Consider the following 18,503-nt stretch of genomic DNA (forward strand, 5'->3'; position numbering starts at 1 on the left):
CCTTGATGGCCAGCGTAATGGCGGCACCTGCGCGCGTGATGGCGGCCCCGGTGGCGGCGCCGGGCGTGGCCGTGGTTGACGCCAGCACGCCCGAGGCATTTGCCACCGTGCTCAAGGAAATGGGCTATGAAGTCGGGCCGGTCGAGCAGGTGGTGCCGGGCGTCAGCGCGCGCTTTCTGGTCAAGCTGGGGCAATTGCCGGTGCAGGCGGTCGTCAGCGGTTGCACCAACGGACAGGGCTGCCATCTGGTCAGCATGCTGGGCGGCGTTGGCAAGCTGAACGTGACTGACGCGTGGTTGGCCAAAACGAACAAGACCAATGGCTTGGGCAAGGTTTTGGTCAATGACGCGGGTATCGTTCTGGTGACCTATCCGATGTTCCCTCAGGGTATGCAGCGTGATGCCTTGCGTCTTGCTTTGGACAATTTTGCCCAAAGCTTTGGCGTGACAGTGCGCGCGGCGATTGACGCAGGGCTGATTTCCGTCGCGCCCGCTCCTGCCGGTGGTGCGCCCGCTCCGGCGCCTGCGCCCGCGCGCAAACCCTGATCGGAAAAAGCGTTCTGACCAATCGCCACAATCGCGGGCGCGCCCTGTTGCCTGATGGGCGCGCCCGCTATATTGGGGGCCATGGCTATTCTTCCGATCATCGAGGCGCCCGATGCGCGCCTGAAGCAGATTTCCACGCCGGTTGAGGCGTTTGACGACGAACTGCGCCAGCTGGTCTCGGACATGTTCGAGACGATGTATGACGCGCCGGGCATCGGTCTGGCCGCCATTCAGGTGGGCGTGGCCAAGCGGGTCGTGGTGATTGACCTGCAACCCGAAGACCCCGATGCCGAGCCCGAAGTGTGCACCGCGCATGGCGGCCACCATCACCACCATCAGCCGACCAAGAAGGAACCTCGGGTGTTCATCAACCCCGAAATCCTTGATCCGGCAGAGGAATTCTCGGTCTATCAGGAGGGGTGCCTGTCGGTCCCCGACATTTACGCCGATGTCGAACGCCCCACCGCCTGTCGCGTGCGCTGGCAGGATCTGGAGGGCAACACCCATGAGGAGCAGATGGAAGGCCTGATGGCCACCTGCATCCAGCATGAGATGGACCACCTCGAAGGCGTGCTGTTCATCGACCACCTCTCGCGCCTCAAGCGCAATATGGCGCTCAAGAAGCTGGAAAAGGCGCGCAAGCTCGCTTGACGTTTTGACGGGCGGCTCTACGTTCACGCTCCGTTCTGGTTGGAGTGTGGTGTGGAGTCGCTGGTTCCTGTAATCGCTGTTATTGTGGGTCTGGGCGCCGGTTTGGCGCTGGGCTGGTTTTTGGGCGGGCGGCCGGTGGCTGACTGGCGCGCCCGGTTCGAAGCGCGCGACGCCGAGGCGCGGCAGCGCGATATCGACGCTCGCCAGCGCGAGGACGAGGCCCGCGCGCTGGACGAGAAGTTTCGTCGTGCGATCGTGGAACTGGCGGCGGCGGGCGAACGCGCGGCGCGGGCTGATTCGCTGGCGCTGGAACTGAATGATGCCCGCGCCGAGCGTGAGGCGCTGCGGGCGGAACTGGCCCGGATGCAGGCTGACGCCCGCCATTTCGAGGAACAGCAGCGCCTGTTGCTGGAGTCGCAGGCCAAGTTGCAGGGCGAGTTCGAACGGGCAGGGGCCCGCGTGCTGGCGCAGGCCCAGGAGGCTTTTCTGGCCCGCGCGGATGCCCGTTTTGCCGAAAGCGAAAAGACACAGGCGGCTCGCATCCAGACCGTACTGGCCCCGGTGGGCGAACGCTTGCGCCGGTATGAGGAGCAGGTCGCGGCGCTGGAGGCGCGGCGGGTGGATGCCTTTGGCCAGTTGTTCGGCCAGATCGAGCAATTGCGCACCGGTCAGGAGGCCGTGCGGGCCGAGGCGGCGCGACTGGGCAACAGTTTGCGCAATGCGCCCAAGGCGCGGGGGCGCTGGGGCGAGCAGCAGTTGCGTAACGTGCTGGAACAATGCGGTTTGGCCGAGCACACCGACTTCGTCACCGAGCATTCCGTCAACACCGAGGAAGGCCGGTTGCGCCCTGACGCCATCGTCAACATTCCGGGGCAAAAGAAGCTGGTGATCGACGCCAAGGTGTCCTTGAACGCCTATCAGGAGGCGTTCGAGGCGCAGGAGGACAATGTGCGCGAGGCGGCTTTGAAGGCGCATGCGCTTTCGATGCGCGCCCATATCCAGACGCTGGCCAGCAAAAGCTATCAGAGCCAGTTCCCCGACGCGCCCGACTATGTGTTGATGTTTGTGCCGGGCGAACATTTTATCGCCGCCGCGCTGGAACATGATCCCGAGATCTGGAATTTCGCCTTTGACCGCCGCGTGTTGCTGGCCAGTCCGACCAATCTGGTGGCGATCGCGCGCACCGTGGCGATGGTGTGGAAGCAGGACAAGCTGGCGCAGGAAGCACGCGAAATTGGCCGGATGGGCGGCGAATTGCACGAGCGTCTGGCGGTTGCGGCCGAGCATTTGAAGCGTATGGGCAGCGGGCTGAGCAGCGCGGTCGACAATTACAACAAGTTCGTCGGCAGCTTTGAGCGCAACGTCTTGTCGGCTGGGAGGCGTCTGCGAGACAAGGGGATCGAGGTGGGCAAGCGCGAGATCGAGGAGATCGCCTTGATCGAGACGGCGCCGCGCTATGGTCCGGAAGATGTGGCGGAAGCGGCCGATCCGGCGGCCTTGCCACTGAACGCGCAGTAAGGGGGCGACATGCGGTGGGCAGGTGCGGGTGGTCTGTTGGTGGCGGGTATCACGGTGGGGGCCGTGGTAACCTGGGCGTGGCAGGGCGGGGTGAACCGTTGGTTGACGGGCGGGCATGATCCAGCCAGCGCAGCCAGCGCGCCTGCCGTGCCGCCCAGCGCGACGCCGACCGTGACGCCGACAGTCGCGCCGTCGGCCGCGGTGGAGGCCGCGCCGTTGATCGCGGGCCGTTATGCGCCGCGCGATGAATGTGGGGTCTTGCCCGGCTTTGCCGCTTTTCGCGCGCGGTTGGGTGATGCGGTGCGGGGGCGCGATGTCGCGGCGCTGACGGCGCTGGCTGACGCCAATGTGATGCTGGATTATGGCGGCGGAGCCGGACGCAGGGAACTGTCCGCTCGGCTGCGTTCGGCCGATGGCGCGGATTTGTGGAAGGCGTTGGACGCGGCGCTGGCGCTGGGCTGTGCGCAACAGGATGGCGGCGCGACGATCCCCTGGTTCTTTGCGCAGGACATTGGCGAGGCCGAGCCCTATTCCACAATGCTGGCGGTTGGTCCGGATGTGCCGCTCTATGACCATGCCGGTGGCGGACGACTGGTCGCGCGCCTGTCATGGGCGCTGGTTGAGGTGCCCGGATCGATCGATGAGGGCGTCAAGGACGTCCGGGTCAAAGTGATCAGCCCGGCCGGCCCAAGCGGTTTTGCCGCCTTGTCACGGTTGCGCTCGGTGGTGGATTACCGGCTGACGGTGCATCGTGGTGCTGGCGGTTGGCGGATCGATACCTTTGTCGCAGGGGACTGAACCGGTGGCTTAGCCCTCCAGACAGGCCAGCACTTCATAGGCCAGCACCGCGCCGGCCACCGCTGCGTTCAGGCTGTCGGCGCGGCCCTTCATTGGCATGGTCACGCGCAGGTCACAGGCCAGTTCATAGTCTTCGGGCAGGCCGCGCGATTCGTTGCCCACCATGACAAAGCACGGCCTGGCATAGGGCGCGCCGCGATAGGGCACCGCCTCGCGCAGGCTGGCCGCGACCAATTGGCCGCCGCGCCCGTCACGCAGCCACGGCAGGAATTCCTCCCAGCGGGTTTGCACCAGATGCTGGGTGAAAATGGCGCCCATGCTGGCGCGCACCGCCTCGACGCTGAACGGGTCAACGCAGTCGTCGATCAGGATCAAGCCGCCCGCACCCACCGCGTCCGCCGTGCGCAGCATCGTGCCCAGGTTGCCCGGATCACGCATCGCCTGCGCCACCAGCCACAGTGGCGCGGCATGGCGGTCCACGCCCGCCAGTGATGTGTCGAATTCGGCAAACACACCGCACACCGCCTGCGGATTGTCCTTGCCCGTGATCTTGGCCAGAATGTCGTCGGTGGTTTCGATGATTTCGCCACCATTGGCGTCAACGGCGGCTTCCAGTTCGTCCAGCAGGGGGTGCGCGTCGCGTCCCTGCGCCATCACCAGCGTTTGCGGTAGGCGGCCCATGTCGCGCGCATCGGTCAACAGGCGCAGGCCCTCCGCCAGAAACAGGCCCTCGCGCTTGCGGTGCTTTTTTTCACGCAGCGAGCGCAGCAGTTTGACAGTGGGATTGGAAAAACCGGTAATCGCGCGGCGCATGGATCAGCCTGTCAGCAAGGGAAAGGGGCGCGCGGCCAACAGCATCAGCCGCAACAGCGCCGGCACCGCCCCTATAGGCTGACGGGCGCGCAATCAATCCTTGGGTGACAGGCAGGCATTGGTCGGGCGCGGTCAATCCTCGCCGAAACCGTCCTTGACCAGACCCGACAGCTTGGCCAGCGCCATGTCGGCATCCTCGCCGCGCACGGTGATTTCCACCGTGTCGCCGCGCGCCGCGCCCAGCATCATCAGCCCCAGAATCGAGCCACCGGCCGCCTCGGTCCCGTCCTTGGCGACGGTAACCTCCAACCCCGTGGGCAACATCGCCACCATGTTGACGAACTTGGCGCTGGCGCGCGCATGCAGTCCCTTGGCGTTGACGATTTCAATCGTTTCGCGTGCCTCTGCCATCACACCCTCTCTCAGGCATCTTGTCCCAGAAATTCGGACGCTATGGTTATGTAATTGCGTCCTGCGTCGCGTGCGGCCACGGTTGCCGCCTGCACGCCGCCTGTCTTGCGCGCGCCTGCCAGCCGGATCAGCATCGGCAGGTTGATGCCCGCGATCACCTCGACCTTGCCCGCCTGCATCAACGAGATCGCCAGATTGGACGGCGTGCCGCCAAACAGGTCGGTCAGGATGATCGCGCCTTCGCCGGTGTCGACCACGCGGATCGCATCGGCGATTTCGCGGCGGCGGCGTTCGACGTCATCGTTGGGGCCGATGCAAACGGTCGCGACCTGTTCCTGCCGGCCCACCACATGCTCCATGGCATGGACGAATTCTTCGGCCAGCTTGCCGTGTGTCACCAGGATCAGACCGATCATGCGGAAAATAGGCTCCGGTAGTGGGGCCTGTGCGCCGGCGGCCAATCAGGCCATCCGACACAAGGCGGGCATTGGGGTTAGCGCGTGGTCGCGCCTTCGACAAGGTCAGCCGCGCGCGAACCCAGATTGCGGTGCAATATTGTGAGGGAAAACCCCGAAGCGCGCAAGGCGGCGGAGATCTGTTCGGCCATGAACACCGACCGGTGGCGCCCCCCGGTGCAGCCAAAGGCGACATGGACATAGGCTTTGCCCTGCGCGCGAAAACGGGGCAGCACGGTCAGCAACAGATCGCGGATCTGGACATAGGCGGTGTCGAATGCGGGGTCCTGACGGATGAAATCGCCCACCGCCGCCTCGCGCCCGGTCATGGGGCGCAGCACCGTGTCCCAGTGCGGGTTGTTCAAAAACCGCATGTCGAACACGAAATCGGCCACCGGCGGCATCCCGCGCGAAAAGCCGAAGCTGCTGACGGTCAACGTCAATTCCGGGCCGGAATCGGGCGAAAACTGTTCGCGGATCGCCTGTTGCAGCTGATTGGCGCTGAACATCGTCGAATTGATGACGATGTCGGCCCAGCGGCGCAGCGGCTCCATCATCTCGCGCTCGGCGTTGATGCCGGCGACCACGGGCAGGTCGCTGGCCATCGGGTGACGGCGGCGCGTTTCGTTATAGCGGCGCTCCAGTTCTCCGGTGGCGCAGTCCAGATACAGCGTGGTCAGCTCCAGATCGGCGCGCGCCGTCAGCCGTTTGACCAACTGGATCACCTCATGCGGGTTGAACCCACGGGTGCGCGAATCGAACCCAATCGCCAGCGGCGCGTGGATCGCGCCATCACCTGCCGGCGCCTCACCGCTGTCGATCAGGCGGTCCAGCAGGCGGATGGGAAAGTTGTCGATCGTCTCCCAGCCCAGATCTTCCAGCACGTTGAGCGCGGTTGTCTTGCCCGCGCCCAGCACGCCAGTAACCAGCAGCACGCGTTGTCGTGCAGAAGCGGGGGCTTTGTCTGAGGTTAGGATGGCGACCATGGTGCGTTCTACTGCGCCGGGCCCGCGCAAAAGGAAAGCCCCGTCATGCTATAGGCCCACAAGATTGCCGCTTTTTATGGCCTCTTTACGTGACTTGCCGGAGCGGCAGGCCGTGATGGGCCAACGCCATTTCCGCCCGCAGCGCCAGCACCGGGCTGTCTGGCCACAGGCGGATGACCGGCAATGGCACGCCATGCAGCGTGGTGATGGGGGCAGACTCGATAAAGCGCGGGGCCAGCACGTCCAGCCGCAGCACCAGCGCCACCGGCGCGCGATCGCACACCGGCATGGGCAACAGACCCAGATTGCGCACTTCGATCAGGCCGCGCGTGCGAGGGTGGGGCAGGGCGATCAACCCGTCGCCGTCCGGTTGCAGCAATATGCCATCATCGCCCACCAGCACTGCGCCGCGATCCATCAGCCCCAGCGCCAGACTGGATTTGCCGATACCGGGCGGCCCTTCGATCAGCACCGCGCGCCCGCCGATCACGACGCAACTGGCCTGATGCGGGACGGGCGGGCTCATTCGGTTTCCTCTCCGGGCGGGGCATAGGCGGGCAGGCGGATCACCAGTCGCGCGCCGATCCGGCCATGGTCGCGGTCAATGCGCGGCTCTTGCGCGGTCAGCGTGCCGTCATGGGCCTCGATGATGGTGCGGGCAATCGCCAGACCCAGCCCGGAATGGGCGCCGAAATCCTCGGTCGCGGGGCGCAGGGAATGGAACCGCTCGAATACCCGCTCGCGCTGGTGCGGCGGGATGCCGGGGCCTTCGTCCTCCACCTCCAGCGTCACTTCGCCGCCATCGCCATGGACGCTGACCACCACCGTGCCATCGGGCGGCGAGAACGAGACGGCATTGTCGATCAGATTGTGCAGCACCCGCTCCAGCCGGGCGGGCGCGCCGTCGACCAGAGTGGGCTCGGTGCCACGCTGGACGATCCGCAATTGGCACGCGCCATTGGCCCCCCGCCGCGTGCGTTCCCCCGCCAATTCCACGGCCAGCGCGTGCATGTCCACGGGCACAAAGGTGGTGCGCGACAGTTCCGCATCGATCCGGCTTGCCTCGGCGATTTCGGTCACCAGACGGTCAATGCGCTGCACATCGTGGTGGGCGATGTCGGCCAATTGGCGGCGCAGATCAGGATCATCCACCTTGTCCAGCGATTCCAGCGCGCTGCGCAAGCTGGCCAACGGGTTCTTGATCTCGTGCGCGACATCGGCGGCAAAGCGTTCGACCGCATCCATGCGCTGATGCAGGGCGCGCGTCATGTCGGACAGGGCGCGGGCCAGCAGGCCGATCTCGTCGCCGCGTTCGGGCAGGCGCGGCACCACCACCGCGCGGTCACGCCCCAGCCGTACCCGCACCGCCGATCGCACCAGCCCGCGCAGGGGCTGGACAATGGTGCGCGCCAGAAACAGCGACAGGAACACCGTCAGCAACAGCGCCGCCAGCACCACCAGCGCAAAGGTCTGGCGTGCGTCGCGCACTGATTGGGTGATGTCGCGGTCATTCGACAGGATCAGCAAGGTGCCGCGAAAAGCGCGTCGACCCGGCCACATGCTGGCGGTTTCGGGCTGGACGGGGGTGGCGGCGGTGATGATCGGCGTGCGGTCGCTGGCATAGCGTAACTGCACCACGGTGCCGGGCAGTTTGCTGGCCAGGGCGATTTCGGGCCAGTGGGCAGCTGAGTCCACGACGGGGGGCTCGGCATAGGGGCGCACTTGGGGCGCACCCAGAACCCAGTCCATCCCCCGGTCCAGCAGCCGCGCCGCCCAGGCCAGCACACTGTCCTGCTCGGGGTCGACCAGAGCAAAGGACGGGCCCGTCGGCGACAGGGCAAAGCTGTCGGCCACCAGCTGCCCTTGTTCGTCATACAGCCGCAAGCGCCAGTGCTGGTCTGCGCCCACCTGCGTCAACAGGCTGTCGCGCCGCTCGGCGGTGGGCAGGCGGGCCAAAGCCGCACCGATGACCTCGGCGCTGGTGCGGGCGTGACGGAACCTTTCGGCCAGCAACTGGTTGCGGTACGAATCCAGATACAGCAGGCTGAATGCCAGAATGGCAAAGGCGATGACATTCATCACCAGAATACGTGTCGTCAGCGATACGCCGCGCCATGGCGGTGGCCGGTGGCGGCGGGCAGGGGTGGCTGGCGACATCATCCGTCGGTAAACGAATAGCCCGCGCCATACAGCGTTTCGATCGCGGAAAAAGCCGGATCGACCGCGCGGAATTTGCGCCGCAACCGTTTGATATGCGAATCGATGGTGCGATCATCGACATAGATGTCGTCGCTATACGCGCAGTCCATCAGTTGATTGCGGCTGCGGATGACGCCGGGGCGCTGGGCCAGCGCCTCCAGAATCAGGAATTCGGTGACCGTCAGCGACACCGGCTGCCCGGCCCAGCGCACCTCGTGGCGGGCCGGGTCCATCGCCAACCGCCCCCGGTGGACCGTCTCGCTGGGGGCGGGATCGGCGCTTTCGGCCTCGTCCTTGCGGGCCAGTTCGACGCGGCGCAGGATGGCGCGGATGCGTGCCACCAACAGGCGCTGGCTGAACGGTTTGGTGATATAGTCATCCGCCCCCATCGCCAGACCCAGCGCCTCGTCGGGCTCCTCGTCCTTGCTGGTCAGGAAAATGACCGGCAGCGCCGATTTTTCCCGCAGGCGCTGCAACAGTTCCAGCCCGTCCATGCCCGGCATTTTGATGTCAAACACCGCCAGATCGGGCGGATTGTCCAGCAGCGCCCGCAGCGCCGTCGCGCCATCGGCATAAACCCGCGTGGCGAAGCCTTCGGCCATCAGCCCGATCGACACGCTGGTCAGGATGTTGCGGTCATCATCGACCAGCGCGATCGTCTGGCGCGGGGCGTCGTCGGCTGGTGTTTGACGCGTGGACGCGTCCGGGGCGGCTTCGGGCGTGGGGCTGTTGGGCTCGACCATATCAGGGGCGCGCGGCATCCGGCTGGTAAAAGGGACAGGCCCCATGCGTTACCCAAGCCGCAGCGCCAAGGCAATCACGCATGCTGTCCGCGCGCGTGATCGGCCGGGCGCCGCGGGGTTGCGGGCGGCGGCGGATCATGCCGATATCTTCGGGCAAATGCGTCAATATCCGCGTGATGAACGATTGCGCCGCGATTGTGTCGGGAATCTTGATTTTGCCCATTTGACGCGCGCCCAAGGCTGCATTATGCGCGAAACCGACACTCGCATTCGTATGCGTTTCCCATTTTTGTGCTGCGGCGCAATGGTGCAATGCAAAATACGTTTGCGGGAACCACATCCTTAGCATCCGGAACCCCCTTCCGGATGGTCCTACTTCGGGAGACTACGTTGACTGCCTCGCTCAGCTATCCGCTTGACCGTCAGGGCATTGCCACCTCGGCCGAGATCTTTGCCAACCTGGGCACCGCGCCGCTGGTGGAGCACGCGCTTGCCAAAGGTGAGGGCATTCTGACCAAGGACGGCGCGCTGCTGGTCGACACCGGCAAGTTTACCGGGCGCAGCGTCAAGGACAAGTATATCGTCCGCGACGAGGTGACCGAGGCCGCCGTCAACTGGGGCGCCATCAACCAGCCGATGAGCCGCGAGCACTGGGCCAACCTCAAGGCGGACTTCCTGGAGGCGATCAAGGACCAGAAGCAGCTGTATGTGGCCGACCTGTTCGGCGGTTCGCAGCCCGAATATCGCGTCAATGTGCGCGTCATCACCCAGATGGCCTGGCACAGCCTGTTTGTGCGCACCCTGCTGGTGCGTCCCAAGGCTGAGGAACTGGCGAATTTCATCCCCGAATACACCATCATCAACCTGCCCAGCTTCAAGGCCAATCCGGAACGTCACGGCTGCCGCAGCGACACGGTGATCTCGGTCAATTTTGCCGAGAAGCTGATCCTGATCGGCAACACCGAATATTCGGGCGAGATGAAGAAGGGCGTGTTCGGCCTGCTCAACTTCCTGCTGCCGGCGCAAGGCGTGATGCCGATGCACTGTTCGGCCAACATTGGCCCGGATGGCGACACGGCGATCTTCTTCGGCCTGTCCGGCACAGGCAAGACGACGCTGTCGGCGGACGCCTCGCGCACGCTGATCGGTGACGACGAGCACGGCTGGTCGGACTCGGCGGTCTTCAACTTCGAAGGCGGCTGCTATGCCAAGATGATCAACCTCTCGGCCGAGGGCGAGCCGGAGATCTATGCCACGACCAAGATGTTCGGCACGATCCTGGAGAACGTGACGGTCGACATGGCTACGCGCGAGCTGGACTTTACCGACGCCAGCAAGACCGAGAACACCCGCGGCGCCTATCCGATCGACTTCATCCCCAACGCCAGCGTCGACAATCTGGGCCCGGTGCCCAAGAACGTGATCTTCCTGACGGCGGACGCCTATGGCGTGCTGCCCCCGATCGCGCGTCTGACGCCCGAACAGGCGATGTACCACTTCCTGTCGGGCTACACCGCCAAGGTGGCGGGCACCGAAATCGGCGTGACCGAGCCGCAGGCGACCTTCAGCACCTGCTTTGGCGCTGCCTTCATGCCGCGTCACCCCTCGGTGTACGGCAACCTGCTCAAGGAGCGCATCAACAAGGGCGGCGTGAAGTGCTGGCTGGTCAACACCGGCTGGTCGGGCGGCAAGGCCACGCAGGAAGGCATCAAGCGCATGCCGATCAAGGCCACCCGCGCCCTGCTGAACGCGGCGCTGGACGGCTCGCTGAACGAGGTCGAGTTCAAGAAGGACCCGATCTTCGGCTTTGAAGTGCCGGTGTCGGTGCCGGGCGTGGACAGCAAGCTGCTGGATCCGCGCGGCGCATGGGCCAATGCCGCCGAATATGACAAGACCGCCGCCGAACTGGCTGGCAAGTTCGTCGAGAACTTTGCCCAGTTCGCCGACCATGTGGACGAGGCCGTGCGTGCCGCCGCCCCTGTGGTGCCGGTGACGGCCTAAGCGATCGGCGGGGCGCTGGCGTCCCGCCACGCCAGACCGGGGCGGCCACACACCGCCCCATACGGTTGGAGAGGAGCGCCGGTGGCCACGCAGCCGCCGGCGCATCTCTTTTTCCGGGCGCCGTGCAAACCGCGCGCGCATGCCAACAGACCATTGGCGTGTCGGGCAAAACTATGGCATTAAAGCGGCATTAACCAATGGCCATAGGGGCAATAGCATGAGCGTGCTGGATAGTGTGTTGAGCCAATTGGGCGGTAACGTCGACATCGCCTCGATCGCGGCCAAGGTGGGGATTGATCCTGCTGTGGCGCAGAATGCCGTGGCCGCGCTGTCGCAGGCCCATGCACAGCCGGGCGACACGGTGGATGCCGCCGCCGCGCAGACCGGGCTGGATGCGGCCACGCTGCAACAGGTGATCGGTGCCATGGGGGGCGAGAGCAATCTGGGCCAGTTGGCGCAGCAGGTTGTTGGCCATCCGCAGTTTCAAAGCGTTCTGGGCATGCTGGACCGCAATGGCGATGGCAGCGCGATCGACGACGTGCTGGGCATGGCCAAGGGCTTTTTCGGCAAATCCTGATCCTGATCAGGTCGCGTTGCGCGGCCTGTGATACCGCATCGGGCATACAAGGCCCCGTGGGACAAGCTGCCTGCGGGGCCTTTCCCTTGCCTATGTGGAGGCTTGTCCGTGGGGTGTCGTAGGTGGGGCGTTGTCCATGGACGACTCGCGCATGGGGGTGATGGAAAGCATTTCATTTTCAGCGCAATGCGACTTTTGTCGGAAAAACCCCTATTCTCTGTCCAAATTTCTCGCTACCGTGTCTTGTTCGCGTAACGAGTAGCCCCCACCGTTTCATGCCCATCCTTCCAACCCTGCGTCAAAGTGGCGGTATCGAATCGCTCTCTCGCAAGCTGGGGCAAAAGCCGCCGGTCACCATGTTGGCTGTGCAGGCGATGCTGCCGTTGCTGTTGGGGGCGTTTCGGCGCGAGTTTGACGCGGCCGGGCGAGGGGCGGCCGGTGTGGCCCATTTGCGCGATCTGGTGAACCAATATGGCGGCGGCGACATGGCGATGGCCGTCATGGCGCCCGGTCCGCATGATGGGGCCAGCGGGCAGGCGCTGATCGACGCGATGATGACGCCCTCCTTGCGTGTCAGGCTGTTGGCCCATGTTGACGCGGCCGCGCCGGGGTGGAGTGAGGAGGGCCTGAGCCTTCTGCTGAACCTGCTGGCCATGTTGGTCGGTGGCTATATGGGGGCCCGGCTTGAAAGCGATGCGCTGGCCAGCGTTGACGCTCTGCCGCAGGTTGAAGCGTGGCTGGCCATTGGCGCGGCGGCAAACGCGCTTGACTTGCTGGACAATTCCCCGCGTTAATGCACCCATGGTCCGCGTCGGGCCGCCCGGCTTAGCGGAGTATGCCCAGATGATCGATGCCATCCTGTCCCTGGCCGTGATGACGGCGGCGGCGCTGGTGGGCGGGGGGATCATCCTGTGGCGGCGTGGCCTGCGGGCAAAGGCTGGGCTGATGTGGCTGTTGGCGGTGGTGATGGCGGGCAATGTCGTGTTGTGGAGCGCGCCTGTCACTGGCGGTGCAACACTGGCGCAGGCCGCGCGCAGCTGATCCTGACCATGAAAAAAGGGGGCGTTGCGGCCCCCTTTTCGCATTTACCGATGGCCCGCGCCGATCACTTGATCGGGCAATCGGGCGACAGACGCATGTCCAGATAATTGTCCACGGCGCGCATCAGCTCGTCCAGCTCGTTCTCGAAGAAGTGGTTGGCGCGCGGGATTTCATCGTGGTGGATGGTGATGTGCTTTTGCGTGCGCAGCTTGTCCACCAGCTTTTGCACGGCGGTCGGGGTGACCACGGTGTCATGCGTTCCCTGCACGATGATGCCGCTGGCCGGGCAGGGCGCCAAAAAGCTGAAGTCATACATGTTGGCGGGCGGCGCCACGCTGATAAAGCCGCGGATTTCCGGGCGGCGCATCAGCAATTGCATGCCAATCAGCGCGCCAAAGCTGACGCCCGCGATCCAGGTGGTGCTGGCCTCGGGGTGGATCGACTGCACCCAGTCGAGCGCCGCCGCCGCATCCGACAATTCGCCGATGCCGTTGTCAAACGACCCCTGCGAGCGGCCGACGCCACGGAAGTTGAAGCGCAAAGTGGCAAAGCCGCGCGCGACAAAGGTCTTGTACATCGCCTGCGTCACGCGATCATTCATCGTGCCCCCGGCCTGCGGGTGCGGGTGAAGGATCATCGCCACGGGTGCGCGCGGGCGGGTGCCGGGCTGAAAGCGGCCCTCAAGCCGGCCTTCGGGACCGGGAAAGATCACTGCGGGCATGGGTTTTGTCCCTTGAGCGGAATGGTTGGTCGAATGGCCCCGGCCAAGGGCGCGAAAAGCCGCGCATATCCTTGCGTCAGGGACTGTGATTGGAAGCGAAGCGCTATATAGGAATGGTACTGTAAAACGCAAGTTTTCTGCGAAGTTCTGCCATAACGGAATGATTTGAACCGGATGCGCCACGCCATTTATCTGGATCACGCGGCCACAACGCCGCTTTTGCCCCATGCGCGGGCGCAAATGCTTTGCGGGTTTGACCTGTGGGCCAACCCGTCCAGCCCGCATGCGCCGGGCCGCAGCGCCCGCGCCGCGCTGGAGGACGCGCGCGCGCGCATCGCTGCCGCGCTGGGCTGGGATGGCGAGGTGATCCTGACCAGCGGCGCAAGCGAGGCTTTGGCCATTGCCCTGACCCGCGCCGCCGTTGACCGCCGTATCATCAGCGCGGTCGAGCATGAGGCGGTGTTCCGCGCCGCGCCCGATGCGGCGGTGGCGCCGATCCGCGATGGGCTGGTCGATGGCGATGCGCTGGCCGCTTTGCTGGACGGGCCGGGGCGGGCGCTGGTGGCGGTGCAGGCGACCAATTCGGAAACCGGCGGCTATCTGATGCATGTCGCGCCCAATCCGGTGGTGCAGATCACCCATGCGGCAGGCGGGCTGGTGCTGTGTGATGACAGCCAGATGGGCATCGGGCGCAGCTTGCCCGCGGGCGTCGACATGGCGGTGATCAGCGGCCACAAGATCGGCGGGCCAATCGGTATCGGCGCGTTGCTGGTGCGGGATCTGGCCATGCTGCACCCCACCGGCGGGCAGGAGCGCGGCTATCGTCCCGGCACGGAAAACCTGCCCGGCGCGCTGGGTCTGGCGGCGGCGCTGGAAGATGGGCATAGCTGTTGGCAGACCACCATTACCGACCGCCACGCCTTTGCCGAGCGTTTGGCGCGCCAGGGCGTGTTGCTGGGGGGAGAGGACCGCGCCGACCACATCATCGCCATCGCCAGCCCCCGGTTTGACGCGCGGGCCTTGCTGATCCGGCTGGACGCTATGGGCTTTGCCGTGTCGGCGGGCAGTGCCTGTTCGTCCGGCAGCCTGAAACCCAGCCGCGTGTTGCAAGGCTTTGGCATTGACCCTGATGTGGCGCGGCGCACGATCCGCGTCTCGCTGGGCTGGTCGAGCACGGTGGCGGAGCTGGACGCCTTTGCCGATGCGTGGGAGCGCCTGCACGCATGATCTATCTGGATTATCAGGCCACCACCCCATTGGCGCCCGAAGCGCGCGAGGCGATGCTGCGCTGGCTGGGCAGCGAGGATGGTTTTGCCAATCCGCACAGCCCGCACAGGCCCGGGCGCGCGGCGGCGGCGGCCGTGGAGGTGGCGCGCGAACAGGTGGCGGCACTGTGCCCGCCCGGTGGCCGCGTGATATTCACCAGCGGCGCGACCGAGGCGATCAATCTGGCCATTGCCGGCACCCGCGCGCGCCATATCGCTGCGTCCGCCATCGAACATGCCGCCGTGCTGGACACTGCGCGTGCCCATGCCGATGGGCTGACGCTGATCCCGGTGGGGGGCGATGGCGTGGTGGATGCCGCCACCCGTTTTGTCCCCGGTACCGATCTGGTCGCGGTGATGCAGGTGAATAACGAGATCGGGACGATCCAGCCAGTCGACGCGCTTGCTGATGCGGCCCATGCGGCGGGCGCGCTGTTCCTGTGCGATGCGGTGCAGGGCGCGGGCAAAATCGCCGCCCCGGCGCGGGCCGATCTGATCGCCATTTCCGCGCACAAGCTGTACGGGCCAAAGGGCATTGGCGCGCTGTGGGTGCGTGACGGGGTAGAGATCGTGCCGTTGCTGCATGGTGGCGGGCAGGAGGGGGGGCTGCGTTCGGGCACGCTGTCGCCTGCGTTGTGCGCCGGGTTTGGCGCGGCGGCCGCCCTGTGCAAGGCCCGGTGGGAAAGTGATGTGCAACATGTGGACAGCCTGTGGAAAACCGCCTGCGCCACGCTGCTGCGCCCCGGATCGGGCTGGGTGCTGAATGGAGGCCCGACGCGCCGCTGGCATGGCAATCTGAACCTGCGCCGTGCCGATGACCGCGGTCCTTTGGATGTTGCCCGGCTGATGAGCGACCTGCGCGACATTGCCTTTTCCGCCGGGTCGGCCTGCGCCAGCGGATCGGGGCGGCCCAGCCATGTCCTCTCGGCCCTAGGGCTTTCGCCAGCTGCGGCAAAATCTTCTATTCGCATCGGTTTCGGGCGCTATACAGCGCAAGGGGAGTTTGCCGAGGCCATAGCGCGAATCGATGCCGCCGTAGCGGCGCAGGAAGGATAAAGCGTGGTTCGGGTTGAATTCATCACCGCCAGCGGCGATCGCGTCGCGGGCGAAGGCGCCGTGGGCAGCCGCCTGTTAGAGGTGGCGCAGGCTCGCGGTATGCCGCTAGAGGGCACGTGTGAGGGGCAGATGGCCTGCTCGACCTGCCATGTTATTGTTGCGCCCCAATGGTTTGACAAATTGCCCGCCGCCTCGGCCGACGAAGAGGACATGCTGGATCTGGCCGCGGGCGTTGCCGCCACCAGCCGTCTGGCCTGCCAGATCACCCTGACGCAGGCTCTGGATGGCCTCTTGGTGAAAATTCCGGGGGAAAGCCACGATATGCAGCGCGGCTGAGGCATCGTGCCCCTTGGCCGGGGCGCGCGCCTGCTGCTAGCGTGTCGGGGCGATGAGCAAGACAACTTTCCCCGAGCCCGATCCTTTTGACGCCATCGTCGATGCGCCGTTCGACAGCGCCTTGTCCGAGCGCTATCTGGTCTATGCACTCTCGACGATCACCGCGCGGTCATTGCCGGACCTGCGCGATGGGCTAAAGCCGGTGCACCGCCGCCTGTTGTGGGCGATGCGGCAATTGAAACTGGACCCGGCGCAGGCCTACAAGAAATCGGCCCGCGTTGTCGGTGACGTGATCGGCAAATACCACCCGCATGGCGATGCTTCGGTCTATGACGCGATGGTGCGTTTGGCGCAGGACTTTTCGCTGCGTTACCCGCTGGTTGAGGGGCAGGGCAATTTCGGCAATATCGATGGCGATGGCGCGGCGGCCTATCGTTACACCGAGGCCCGCCTGACCAAGACCGCGATGCAGTTGATGGCGGGGCTGGAAGAAGGCACCGTCGATTTCATCCCCACCTATAATGGTGAGGAAGAGGAGCCGGAAATCTTCCCCGGCCTGTTCCCCAACCTGTTGGCCAATGGCGCGACCGGCATCGCCGTCGGCATGGCCACCAGCATCCCCAGCCACAATGTCGCGGAAATTCTGGACGCGACGATGATGCTGATCGACAACCCACAGACCGAACATGCCCAGTTGATGAGCGTGTTCCACGGTCCCGATTTTGCCACGGGCGGCATCGTGGTCGACAGTCCGGCGATGATTTCGGCCGCCTATGAAAGCGGCAAGGGCGCGGTGCGGGTGCGGGCGCGTTTCTCGACCGGGCGGGACGAGGCCGGCGCGTGGGAAGCCACGGGCGTTGAAAAGCTGGGCGGCGGTCAGTGGCAACTGGTCGTCTCTGAAATCCCGTACATGGTGCAAAAGGGCAAGCTGATCGAGCAGCTGGCCGCGCTGATCGCAGACAAAAAGCTGCCCATTCTGGAGGATGTGCGCGATGAATCGGATGAGGCGATCCGCATCGTGCTGGTGCCCAAATCGCGCAACGTCGATCCCGAATTGCTCAAGGAAAGCGTTTACAAGCTGACCGAGCTGGAGAGCCGGTTCTCGATCAACCTGAACGTGCTGGACGCCACGCGCACGCCCGGCGTTCTGGGGCTGAAGCCGATGTTGCTGAACTGGGTCGTGGCCCAGATCGACATCCTGCAACGCCGCAGCCAGCACCGTCTGGACAAGATCGCCGCCCGGCTGGAGCTGGTCGAAGGCTATATCATTGCCTATCTGAACCTGGACCGCATCATCGAGATCATCCGCACCGAGGATGAGCCAAAGCCGGTGATGATGGCCGAGTTTGGCCTGACCGACCGGCAGGCCGAGGCGATCTTGAACATGCGGCTGCGGTCTTTGCGCAAGCTGGAGGAGATGGAGCTGCGCGGGGAGCGGGACGACCTGCTGAAAGAGCAGGACGAGCTGCAAAAGCTGCTGGAAAGCCCCGCCCGTCAGCGCACCCGTCTGAAGCGCGACCTGACCGCCCTGCGCAAGGAATATGGCCCCGACACCGTGTTGGGCCGCCGCCGCACCACGGTTGAGGAAGCCGCGCCCACCCGCGAATTTTCCATGGACGCGATGATCGAGAAGGAGCCGGTGACGGTGATCCTGTCGGCGCGCGGCTGGATTCGCGGGGCCAAGGGGCATCTGCCGCTGGAGCAGGAGTGGAAGTTCAAGGAGGGCGATGGCCCCGCCTTTGCCCTGCATGCCCAGACCACGGACAAGCTGTTGATCGCCTGTGACAATGGCCGGTTCTATACGCTGGGGGCCGACAAATTGCCCGGTGCGCGCGGCTTTGGCGAGCCATTGCGCAGCACGATCGACATTGACGCCGACGCGCAGATCGTCGCCCTGCTGGTCTATCGGCCCAAGGCGCAATTGCTGTTGGCGGCCAACACCGGGCGCGGTTTTGCCGCCGAGGCGGATGAATTGCTGGCCGAAACCCGTAAAGGACGCGGCGTGATGAGCGTCAAGCCCGGCGTGAAACTGGCCGTGGTGCGCGAAATCCCGCCCGAGCATGACCATGTGGCGGTGATGGGCGAAAATCGCCGTTTGGTGATGTTCAGCCTGACCGAACTGCCGGTGCTGGCCAAGGGGCAGGGGGTGACGCTGCAACGCTATCGCGATGGCGGTTTGTCGGATGTCATCACGCTGAAGCTGGAAGACGGGCTGAGCTGGGCCATGGGTGGCGAAACCGGCCGCACCCGTACCGAGAAAGATCTGCGCCAGTGGAAGGTGGCGCGCGGCGCGGCAGGTTCTTTCCCGCCGCAGGGTTTCCCGCGCGACAACAAGTTCCCTCTCGCATAAATACTTATTAAGCCTGCAACCGTAGTTTCCCCCGCGC

At 65.2% G+C, this 18,503-nt stretch carries 21 protein-coding genes; 12 read left to right on the forward strand and 9 right to left on the reverse strand.

The features are described from left to right. The first annotated feature begins 5 nt into the window (after positions 1-5). The 4 genes from GTZ99_RS03820 (at position 6) to GTZ99_RS03835 (ending at position 3,512) form a co-directional block, all read left to right on the forward strand. Entirely contained in the window at positions 6-545 is a 540-nt protein-coding gene (locus GTZ99_RS03820; RefSeq protein ID WP_161716926.1) for a hypothetical protein, read from the forward strand. A gap of 81 nt (positions 546-626) precedes the next feature. Further along, positions 627-1,196 (forward strand): peptide deformylase, encoded by a 570-nt coding sequence (def, locus tag GTZ99_RS03825; RefSeq protein ID WP_161716927.1) that lies wholly within the window; start codon positions 627-629, stop codon positions 1,194-1,196. A gap of 60 nt (positions 1,197-1,256) precedes the next feature. After that, the gene (gene rmuC, locus GTZ99_RS03830) at positions 1,257-2,714 is read left to right on the forward strand and encodes a DNA recombination protein RmuC (RefSeq protein WP_161717062.1); all 1,458 of its coding nucleotides are present in this window, start codon (positions 1,257-1,259) and stop codon (positions 2,712-2,714) included. 9 nt (positions 2,715-2,723) lie between these two features. Continuing rightward, a complete protein-coding gene (locus tag GTZ99_RS03835; protein WP_161716928.1) occupies positions 2,724-3,512 on the forward strand; it encodes a hypothetical protein in 789 nt (262 codons plus the stop codon). 9 nt (positions 3,513-3,521) lie between these two features. On the opposite strand, the gene GTZ99_RS03840 is transcribed toward GTZ99_RS03835, so the two are convergent. From GTZ99_RS03840 to GTZ99_RS03875, 8 genes are all read right to left on the reverse strand, one after another. Continuing rightward, positions 3,522-4,325, reverse strand: coding sequence for a TrmH family RNA methyltransferase (locus tag GTZ99_RS03840; RefSeq protein WP_161716929.1), 804 nt, complete (start codon positions 4,323-4,325; stop codon positions 3,522-3,524). Positions 4,326-4,457: 132 nt separating this feature from the next. Continuing rightward, the gene (locus GTZ99_RS03845) at positions 4,458-4,736 is read right to left on the reverse strand and encodes an HPr family phosphocarrier protein (RefSeq protein WP_161716930.1); all 279 of its coding nucleotides are present in this window, start codon (positions 4,734-4,736) and stop codon (positions 4,458-4,460) included. Positions 4,737-4,747: 11 nt separating this feature from the next. After that, positions 4,748-5,152 carry a PTS sugar transporter subunit IIA gene (locus GTZ99_RS03850; protein ID WP_161716931.1) on the reverse strand — a complete coding sequence of 135 codons (405 nt, stop codon included), beginning with the start codon at positions 5,150-5,152 and terminating at the stop codon, positions 4,748-4,750. 77 nt (positions 5,153-5,229) lie between these two features. Continuing rightward, positions 5,230-6,177, reverse strand: coding sequence for an RNase adapter RapZ (rapZ, locus tag GTZ99_RS03855; protein ID WP_161716932.1), 948 nt, complete (start codon positions 6,175-6,177; stop codon positions 5,230-5,232). Between the two features lie 85 nt (positions 6,178-6,262). Continuing rightward, entirely contained in the window at positions 6,263-6,703 is a 441-nt protein-coding gene (locus GTZ99_RS03860; protein WP_161716933.1) for an HPr kinase/phosphorylase, read from the reverse strand. After that, a complete protein-coding gene (locus GTZ99_RS03865) occupies positions 6,700-8,334 on the reverse strand; it encodes a sensor histidine kinase (protein WP_227711047.1) in 1,635 nt (544 codons plus the stop codon). The genes GTZ99_RS03860 and GTZ99_RS03865 overlap by 4 nt, the downstream gene beginning before the upstream one ends. Then, positions 8,334-9,119 carry a response regulator transcription factor gene (locus GTZ99_RS03870; RefSeq protein WP_161716935.1) on the reverse strand — a complete coding sequence of 262 codons (786 nt, stop codon included), beginning with the start codon at positions 9,117-9,119 and terminating at the stop codon, positions 8,334-8,336. Before GTZ99_RS03870 ends, GTZ99_RS03865 begins: the two co-directional genes overlap by 1 nt. A gap of 1 nt (position 9,120) precedes the next feature. Continuing rightward, positions 9,121-9,459 (reverse strand): hypothetical protein, encoded by a 339-nt coding sequence (locus tag GTZ99_RS03875; RefSeq protein ID WP_161716936.1) that lies wholly within the window; start codon positions 9,457-9,459, stop codon positions 9,121-9,123. A 26-nt stretch (positions 9,460-9,485) separates the two neighbouring features. On the opposite strand from GTZ99_RS03875, the gene GTZ99_RS03880 reads away from it, so the two are divergent. The 4 genes from GTZ99_RS03880 to GTZ99_RS03895 all read left to right on the forward strand — a co-directional run bounded on the left by GTZ99_RS03880 (position 9,486) and on the right by GTZ99_RS03895 (position 12,738). Further along, positions 9,486-11,120, forward strand: a complete 1,635-nt coding sequence (locus GTZ99_RS03880; protein WP_201742349.1) for a phosphoenolpyruvate carboxykinase — start codon at positions 9,486-9,488, stop codon at positions 11,118-11,120. A 217-nt stretch (positions 11,121-11,337) separates the two neighbouring features. Next, positions 11,338-11,697 (forward strand): hypothetical protein, encoded by a 360-nt coding sequence (locus GTZ99_RS03885; protein ID WP_161716938.1) that lies wholly within the window; start codon positions 11,338-11,340, stop codon positions 11,695-11,697. Positions 11,698-11,972: 275 nt separating this feature from the next. Next, on the forward strand, positions 11,973-12,491 hold the full coding sequence (locus tag GTZ99_RS03890; protein WP_161716939.1) for a hypothetical protein: 519 nt from the start codon (positions 11,973-11,975) through the stop codon (positions 12,489-12,491). Between the two features lie 49 nt (positions 12,492-12,540). Then, positions 12,541-12,738 carry a hypothetical protein gene (locus GTZ99_RS03895; protein ID WP_161716940.1) on the forward strand — a complete coding sequence of 66 codons (198 nt, stop codon included), beginning with the start codon at positions 12,541-12,543 and terminating at the stop codon, positions 12,736-12,738. A gap of 64 nt (positions 12,739-12,802) precedes the next feature. Here GTZ99_RS03895 and GTZ99_RS03900 read toward each other — a convergent pair whose 3' ends face one another. Then, positions 12,803-13,459 carry an alpha/beta hydrolase gene (locus GTZ99_RS03900; RefSeq protein ID WP_161716941.1) on the reverse strand — a complete coding sequence of 219 codons (657 nt, stop codon included), beginning with the start codon at positions 13,457-13,459 and terminating at the stop codon, positions 12,803-12,805. Between the two features lie 174 nt (positions 13,460-13,633). Here GTZ99_RS03900 and GTZ99_RS03905 point away from each other — a divergent pair, with 174 nt between their 5' ends. Genes GTZ99_RS03905 through parC form a run of 4 tightly spaced genes read left to right on the forward strand, consistent with a single transcriptional unit; the run spans position 13,634 to position 18,466 of the window. Beyond that, a complete protein-coding gene (locus tag GTZ99_RS03905) occupies positions 13,634-14,686 on the forward strand; it encodes a cysteine desulfurase family protein (protein ID WP_161716942.1) in 1,053 nt (350 codons plus the stop codon). Then, the gene (locus GTZ99_RS03910; RefSeq protein ID WP_161716943.1) at positions 14,683-15,780 is read left to right on the forward strand and encodes a cysteine desulfurase family protein; all 1,098 of its coding nucleotides are present in this window, start codon (positions 14,683-14,685) and stop codon (positions 15,778-15,780) included. Before GTZ99_RS03905 ends, GTZ99_RS03910 begins: the two co-directional genes overlap by 4 nt. Before the next feature lie 3 nt (positions 15,781-15,783). Further along, complete coding sequence (locus GTZ99_RS03915; protein ID WP_161716944.1) at positions 15,784-16,116, forward strand: 2Fe-2S iron-sulfur cluster-binding protein; 333 nt, start codon at positions 15,784-15,786, stop codon at positions 16,114-16,116. A gap of 52 nt (positions 16,117-16,168) precedes the next feature. Next, positions 16,169-18,466, forward strand: coding sequence for a DNA topoisomerase IV subunit A (gene parC / locus GTZ99_RS03920; RefSeq protein ID WP_161716945.1), 2,298 nt, complete (start codon positions 16,169-16,171; stop codon positions 18,464-18,466). Positions 18,467-18,503 lie beyond the last annotated feature (37 nt).

It is taken from the genome of Novosphingobium ovatum (genome assembly GCF_009909235.1).
GTDB classification, from domain to species: domain Bacteria; phylum Pseudomonadota; class Alphaproteobacteria; order Sphingomonadales; family Sphingomonadaceae; genus Novosphingobium; species Novosphingobium ovatum.